Below are 3,598 nucleotides of genomic sequence, written 5' to 3'. Positions count from 1 at the left end.
TTTCAGTACTATTTACTCTTTTCATATGTAATTTCTCCAATACACGAATGGAGCTACATCTCGTTTTACATTTTCTATATGCCCTACAATATGTGGGCCACTATTGTATCCTTGATTATTCGCAATTTGAATCCATTCTTCTGTACACGGTACTATATATAATCTTTCCGTTTCTAATTTCATAATGATATCCCCTTTTCAATTAAACAATACCTCAATTTTATCAGAAATAAAAAGAATATTCATTCTATTTATCGAATTTATACTTATTCTTTGAAACGAATTTAAGGAATAATCCCCTTCTGATAGTTATGTCGAATTATATTTTCTGAATTTTCTTTTAATTTTAAAGGGTTTTTCAATATTTTTTGCGAAACATTTGTATAACAATTTTTTCTTTGCTTATTGCTACATAATAGTAGGTTCGGGTGGAGTTATGCAAGCGTTTCCTATACAATAACCGATATTTTTTGACTTTTCCTAACAAAATTCCTTGCAATATATTCAGAAAGTCATTACAATTGCCATATATTAAATATCTTAGCAATATATAAATCCTCATCAATCCGATGAGGTAGAGGTTGCGACTTTTAAAAGTAAAATGGACGAGACACAGCGAATGTCACTGACTCCGTTTGAAAGGAAAAGTTGCCGAAGTTTATATTTCTTCTCTGGAAATATGAGCTGGGGCTGTCTCCGAAAGGAACAGAACTGTCACGTTTACAAAATTACCGTGTAAACGTGGTGTGCTATCTTAACGGAAGGGTATGATGGGGTGGTTATTTGTGAAACGTTCCGCCTAATTCCTTTGGCGGTTTTTTGTATTTTTCTCCCCCGCTCCTTCCTAACCTACAAGAAAAGGAGTGTTGAACATGAATAGCGCAACAAATCAATCTACCTCTAAAACGCAAACTACACAAGGACAAGGTGAATTAAAACGCGGATTAAAATCTCGTCACCTTACGATGATTTCTCTCGGTGGTACAATTGGTACCGGATTATTTCTTGCCAGTGGTGGTGTTATCCATTCAGCTGGTCCTGGCGGTGCATTAGTCGCATATGCCGCAATTGGAATTATGGTTTATTTTTTAATGACAAGCTTAGCAGAACTCGCGGCTTACATGCCTGTTACTGGATCTTTTAGTACTTATGCAACAAAATTTGTTGATCCATCACTTGGTTTTGCACTTGGATGGAACTATTGGTATAACTGGGCGATTACGATTGCAGCTGAACTAGCGGCCGTAACATTAATTATGAAATTTTGGTTCCCAGATACCCCTTCTCTTATTTGGAGTGGACTTTGTTTAGCTATTATTTTTCTCTTAAACTATTTATCTGTTAAAGGTTTTGGTGAATCTGAATATTGGTTCGCACTTATTAAAGTAGTTACTATTATTATCTTTTTAATTGTCGGTTTTATGATGATTTTTGGAATTATGGGCGGCGAATCTGTCGGCTTTAAAAACTTCACTGTTGCAGATGCACCATTTAATGGCGGCATCATGGCAATTATCGGTGTATTTATGGCTGCTGGTTTCTCATTCCAAGGAACTGAATTATTAGGAGTAGCTGCTGGTGAAACTGCTGATCCAGAACGCAATATTCCAAAAGCAATTCGTTCTATCTTTTGGCGTATTATATTATTCTACATTTTAGCAATTCTCGTTATCGGTTTATTAATTCCTTATACGACTGAAAGCCTTGCAGCAAGTGATGTTACAGTAAGTCCATTTACACTTGTATTTGAAAAAGCGGGCGTTGCCTTCGCTGCTTCTGTTATGAACGCTGTTATTTTAACTGCAGTACTTTCTGCTGGTAACTCTGGAATGTATGCATCAACTCGTATGCTTTGGGATTTAGCTCGCCAAGGAAAAGCACCAAAGTTCTTAGGGAAATTAGATAGCCGCGGTGTACCTGTTAACGCATTAATCGCAACATCAGTAGTTGGTAGCGTCGCTTTCATCGCTTCTTTATTCGGTGACGGTGTTGTATACATTTGGTTATTAAATGCTTCTGGGATGTCAGGATTTATTGCTTGGGTCGGGATTGCTATTAGTCATTACCGTTTCCGTAAAGCTTATATTGCACAAGGGAAAGATTTGAAAGATTTACCATATCAAGCAAAATGGTTCCCGTTCGGTCCAATCTTTGCATTTACACTTTGTGTTATCGTTATTTTAGGTCAAAACTACGGAGCATTTACGGGAGCATCTATCGACTGGAACGGTGTACTCGTTTCTTACATCGGTTTACCACTCTTCTTAGTACTATGGTTAGGCTATAAATTTACTAAGAAAACGAAAGTCATTCCACTTGATAAATGTGAACTGAAATAGAGTATAGCAAAACGAGCAAACAAATTTGTTTGCTCGTTTTTTTATTACAATTCCATTTACTTCCCTATTTCTTATCTTTTTGCAATAATAAAGTAAATACACTTAAAGGTTGGGATCACATGAACATTCGTATTACTGATGAAGCAAAAGCTGCTATACATAGACTAGAACGTGAAGACAAAAAGATCATTCGCATTAGAGGAACAATGACAAACTCTTGTAGTATTTTTGTTGATGTTGATTTAATTTGGGATACATATAATGCGGATGATGTTGTATATAAAGATGAACTGCTTATTGTACAGATGGATTCATTCGCGACAGACTACACTGGTGATACGTTAAAACTTGATTATAAGACGACTGGTTTTAGTATTATGACTCCTAGTGAGACTTTGGTGTATGGATTGTCGATTAAAAAATAAACATTGTTTTTATCCGACCAATGGGGTGAAAAAATGGGTAAATATGTTCCGTTAAAATTTTTATTTAACAAAGAATTAGCAGAAAAAATGGCTGATTCTATTTCTAAACACATTCCTAATTTCTCTAAAAAAAATTTTGTAGATTCCGTAACATATAAAGTTGAAAATTTAGAGTTAAAGCAACGTATAGAAGTAATAGCAGATGAATTACACAATGCATTACAAAAAGATTTTAATGAAGCAATACATATATTACTGAAAACATTAGGACCAGAAAATACAACAGAAGTCGGCACATTTACAAAGGGTTATATGTATATGCCTATCGCAAAATACGTTGAAAAATATGGGCTTAACGATTTTGACTCCTCATTCAACGCAATGTATGAAATAACAAAAAGAAATACTGCTGAATATGCCATTCGTCCTTATCTTGAAAAATACCATGAAGAAACCTTGGACATATTGCAGCAATGGTTACGTGATGAAAACAGCCACATTAGAAGATTAGCTTCAGAAGGTACTAGGCCAAGACTTCCTTGGGCAAAAAAAATAGGAGCTTTGAAAGGTGACTTCAGAAATAATTTAAAGCTTCTTGAGCCATTAATGAATGACCCTTCTAATTATGTTCAAAAATCTGTAGCCAATCACATTAATGATATTACGAAAGAAGATAAAGAACTCGTTTTTCGATGGTTGCGAGAATTACTCGATAAAAACCATCCTGTTAATCCTTGGATTATGAAACATGGATTAAGAACGGTGATAAAAAATGGCACTTTACCAAAAGATTTTTGTTTTTAAGTATTTGTAAAGAAAGCAACAATCTATATG

3 protein-coding genes, 1 pseudogene and 1 riboswitch are annotated in these 3,598 nt (G+C 34.9%); of the genes and pseudogenes, 3 read left to right on the top strand and 1 reads right to left on the bottom strand.

Annotated elements, in window-relative coordinates:
- Positions 1-36: 36 nt before the first annotated feature.
- Positions 37-183: pseudogene (locus AB3X49_RS19515) on the bottom strand (GNAT family N-acetyltransferase); the annotation flags it as partial.
- Between the two features lie 384 nt (positions 184-567).
- Positions 568-760, top strand: a riboswitch (Lysine riboswitch).
- A 112-nt stretch (positions 761-872) separates the two neighbouring features.
- On the opposite strand from AB3X49_RS19515, the gene AB3X49_RS19510 reads away from it, so the two are divergent.
- The 3 genes from AB3X49_RS19510 (at position 873) to AB3X49_RS19500 (ending at position 3,568) form a co-directional block, all read left to right on the top strand.
- Positions 873-2,339 carry an amino acid permease gene (locus tag AB3X49_RS19510; protein WP_016091686.1) on the top strand — a complete coding sequence of 489 codons (1,467 nt, stop codon included), beginning with the start codon at positions 873-875 and terminating at the stop codon, positions 2,337-2,339.
- Between the two features lie 119 nt (positions 2,340-2,458).
- Positions 2,459-2,764, top strand: a complete 306-nt coding sequence (locus tag AB3X49_RS19505) for an iron-sulfur cluster biosynthesis family protein (RefSeq protein ID WP_367964156.1) — start codon at positions 2,459-2,461, stop codon at positions 2,762-2,764.
- Between the two features lie 33 nt (positions 2,765-2,797).
- Positions 2,798-3,568: a DNA alkylation repair protein gene (locus AB3X49_RS19500; protein WP_367964154.1), complete on the top strand. Its 771-nt coding sequence runs from the start codon at positions 2,798-2,800 to the stop codon at positions 3,566-3,568.
- Positions 3,569-3,598: the final 30 nt, after the last annotated feature.

This window comes from Bacillus sp. C30 (assembly GCF_040838255.1).
GTDB lineage: Bacteria > Bacillota > Bacilli > Bacillales > Bacillaceae_G > Bacillus_A > Bacillus_A mycoides.
The sequence above is the reverse complement of the archived record's forward strand: the minus strand, read 5'-3'. Positions and strand labels throughout refer to the sequence as shown.